Source organism: Microbacterium sp. BF1 (genome assembly GCF_019279095.1).
In the GTDB taxonomy this organism is placed as follows: domain Bacteria; phylum Actinomycetota; class Actinomycetes; order Actinomycetales; family Microbacteriaceae; genus Microbacterium; species Microbacterium maritypicum.
In genome coordinates, this window is record NZ_JAGYWT010000281.1 from 1 (window position 1) to 3,204 (window position 3,204).

A 3,204-nucleotide genomic window follows, 5' to 3' on the forward strand; every position below is an offset into this window, starting at 1 on the left:
GAGGTCCAACCAATGTCCTAGCCCATCGATCTCGGAGCGAAAACCGTTGATCTTGGCATAGTTACTTGCGCGAGCGGCCTTCTCGACGGCAAAGTTGGCGGCTAGTTCACCGACGCCTGACGCGGCGGAGAAGCCACCGATGGAAAAGGAGCCACCACCGGCGCTTCGACAGCCAACGAGCCCAACGGTGCCCTTGTTGTCGAAGTAGTCCAATTCGGTAGGCGGCTGCTCGGGCGGGATCACCTTGCCGTCCCCACCGATGTGTTGGCCCAAGTCATTCCAGAACCAGCGCTCGGGGAAATTGCCGAGTAGGTATGGAACGCGGAGAAGAACGCCGCCCCGCGTGTGCTCATCAAGCGTTGCCGAGAGCAGCTCGGAATAGTCACCCTTGAGGTTGAGGTGTCCAACTCTGGACCTCGGAGTAGCCGCCTCAGCCATGACGTTCAATCGTTCCGGCTGGCCTGCTCTCCAGTGCCGCGGCGACCGCTTCGAACTCGGCGAGGGCAGCGGTGAGGTCTTCAACGATCTCGCGAGCGATAACGTCAGGCGACGGCAGCGAGTCGAGGTCGTTGAGGGAGTCATCGCGCAGCCAGGTGATGTCGAGGTTCACCTTGTCGCGGGCGATCAGCTCGTCGTACCCGAATGACTTCCAGCGGTCTGATTCCGTGCGCGCGTCGCGTGATGAGCCTGCCAGGTATGACTCGACAAACTCGTTCAGGTGAACCCGGCGCAGCGGGTTCTGCTTGAGGGTGAAGTGCTGGTTCGTGCGCAGGTCGTAGACCCATAGCTTCCGTGTCCAGGGAGTCTCACTCGCGGGCTTCTTGTCGAAGAACAGCACGTTCGCCTTGACACCTTGGGCATAGAAGATGCCGGTCGGGAGACGGAGGATGGTGTGCAGGTCGAAGTCATTGAGGAGCTTGCGTCGCAGCACTTCACCCGCCCCACCTTCGAAGAGCACATTGTCGGGGAGCACGACGGCTGCGCGACCGTTGATATCGAGGATCGTCATGATGTGCTGCAGGAAGTTGAGTTGCTTGTTTGAGGTGGTGGTGACGAAGTCGGCCCGCTCGATCTCGGTGTCTTCCTTCGACTCGCGTCCATCGGCACCGACCATCGTCATCGACGACTTCCGTCCGAATGGCGGATTGGAGAGGACCACGCTGTAGCGCTCGCCCGGGTCGGCAACGAGCGCGTCTCGCACGTCGATCAGCGAGTCGCCGTCGGGCGTGCCGATGCCGTGCAGCAGGAGGTTCATTGCGGCGAGCCGTGCGGTACCGTCCACGAGCTCTGTGCCGTGAGCGAAGTCGTCACGCAAGTGATCGCGTTGGAGCGGCGTCAGCCGCTCTGCGTGGTTCGATGCATAGTCGTGGGCGACGAGGAGGAACCCGCCAGTGCCGCACGCGGGGTCGATCACCGAGTCGTTGGCCGATGGCTGGATCACGTCGACGATTGCCTGGATCAGATCGCGGGGAGTGAAGTACTGGCCGGCACCTGAGCCCTTGTCGGAGGCGCCCTTTGCTAGCAGCTGCTCGTAGGCATCGCCCTTGAGGTCGGTTCCGGAGGCCGACCACTGCTCCTTGTCGATCAGGTCAACGATGAGGCGTTTGAGTTTCGCGGGGTCTTGGATGCGGTTCTGGGCCTTGCGGAAGATCACTCCGAGGGTGCCCGGCTGCTGCGCTAGCCCGACGAGGATGCGCGTGTACTCGACCTCCAAGGCCACGCCCTCAGCGTCGAGTAGTCGTTGCCACGAGTACTCTTGCGGCACGATCTGCTGCGGCTTGAGCTTCCTCGTCGCGCGCTCGTGCGCCATCTTGAGGAAGAGCAGGTAGGTGAGCTGTTCGATGTAGTCGAGCACCCCCACCCCGTCGTCACGGAGCAGGTTGCGGAACGAGTCGAGTTTGTCGACCAGGCGACGGGAATCAGTCATTGCGGCCTCCTCGACCAGAACGGGTCGTCACTCCATGATTCGGGAAAGCCCATCTCCTCGACGCGACGACCATGTATCTGAGTGAACAATGTTTCGACAAGGTCGCGGACTTTGCCCTGCCAGGTCGTGCCCGGCGAAGCTGCTTCGAGTAGAAGGCCCATCACGCACAGCGCGCCGTAGAGCCGCTCGCTCTGTCCCTCGGGGAGGGAGACGAGTTCTGGAATCGTCCTAATCGCAGCAGTTCCCACGGGTGCGAAGGATCGGTTCCACAGACGCGCGTGATGAGCACTCGTGTTGCGCACGATCGCCAGCTGCTCAAACCACCGCACGAGGGGATGGTTCTTCTTGGCCCGATCGGCCTGACTTTTACTCAACGCGCCAAGATCGATCTGCAAGCCCAGCTGCTCAGCGATCTCCCACTGCGCCTTCACAGGCAACCCCTCATAGAGGCGGGATACGTCCGCGAAGTCGAGCACCTCCGAAAGTACCCAGACCGGTAACTGCCCACCGTAGTGCTCATCATAATGTCGCACGGCATCGTTGCGGCGGCGCGAACGGGCGATGCGCCTCTGTGCTGTGGTCAACCAGGCTGCGTGATCGAATGTGGGACGAAAGTGCGCTCTGTCGAGGTACGCCAAAGCACCATACGCGCCGACGGTCTCGTTGAGTCGCGTGCGGAGCATCACCTCGACCCGCTCCACGCCATCATGGACGAGCGTGCGGAGCTTCCGGTCAAACTCATACAGGGCAACCACGTCAGCAAAGGAGGTACCGGCCTCGAACGAGTCGCCGCGCTGGCTACCATTCAGGACGCGGTATGGATACCAGTAGCCGCTCAGCCGGTAGTAGCCGACACTCCCGAGCCACTGCGCTGCGAACACGCGGTCGAGCGCCATGCCGCGCTGCTCCAGCTTGGCAAGGTGCTCATCGAGTGAGCCGTACGGCTTGACGGGGCGCGTCACCCGAGCCACCCCTGAAAAGAGATCCAGCCCACACCAGAAGACTGGGCGGGCTGAACTGTTGACTCAAGTGTAACCCCACCCGTGGTCATAGACCAAGTACTTCGAAGGTCAGTCATCTTCGACCCCGCGGCTCTCCCACGCACCGAACGAGCCCTCGGGGCTCACCCACTCGACGCGCCCGTTGCACGAGCGGCCGAGTGCGACCGCACCCGCCGTCGAGGGTGAGCCGAAGACGATGTCACGGGTTGTGCGGGCCGTCCCACCCTCCACGACGATGGAGCCATCGGCGACCAGGCCCTCATGTTGGGCACGGTA

4 protein-coding genes are annotated in these 3,204 nt (G+C 62.4%); all 4 read right to left on the bottom strand.

Annotated elements, in window-relative coordinates; translation table 11 throughout:
- The coding region (locus tag KZA10_RS10470) for a hypothetical protein (protein ID WP_218682836.1) at positions 1 to 438 on the bottom strand (438 nt) is incomplete at its 3' end.
- A complete protein-coding gene (locus tag KZA10_RS10475) occupies positions 431 to 1,927 on the bottom strand; it encodes a class I SAM-dependent DNA methyltransferase (RefSeq protein WP_218682837.1) in 1,497 nt (498 codons plus the stop codon). The genes KZA10_RS10475 and KZA10_RS10470, both read right to left, overlap by 8 nt.
- Positions 1,924 to 2,889 (bottom strand): Abi family protein, encoded by a 966-nt coding sequence (locus KZA10_RS10480; protein WP_308289639.1) that lies wholly within the window; start codon positions 2,887 to 2,889, stop codon positions 1,924 to 1,926. The genes KZA10_RS10475 and KZA10_RS10480 overlap by 4 nt, the downstream gene beginning before the upstream one ends.
- Positions 2,890 to 2,997: 108 nt before the next feature.
- Positions 2,998 to 3,204: DUF4357 domain-containing protein (locus KZA10_RS10485; protein WP_218682838.1), on the bottom strand; the 207-nt coding region annotated here is incomplete at its 5' end.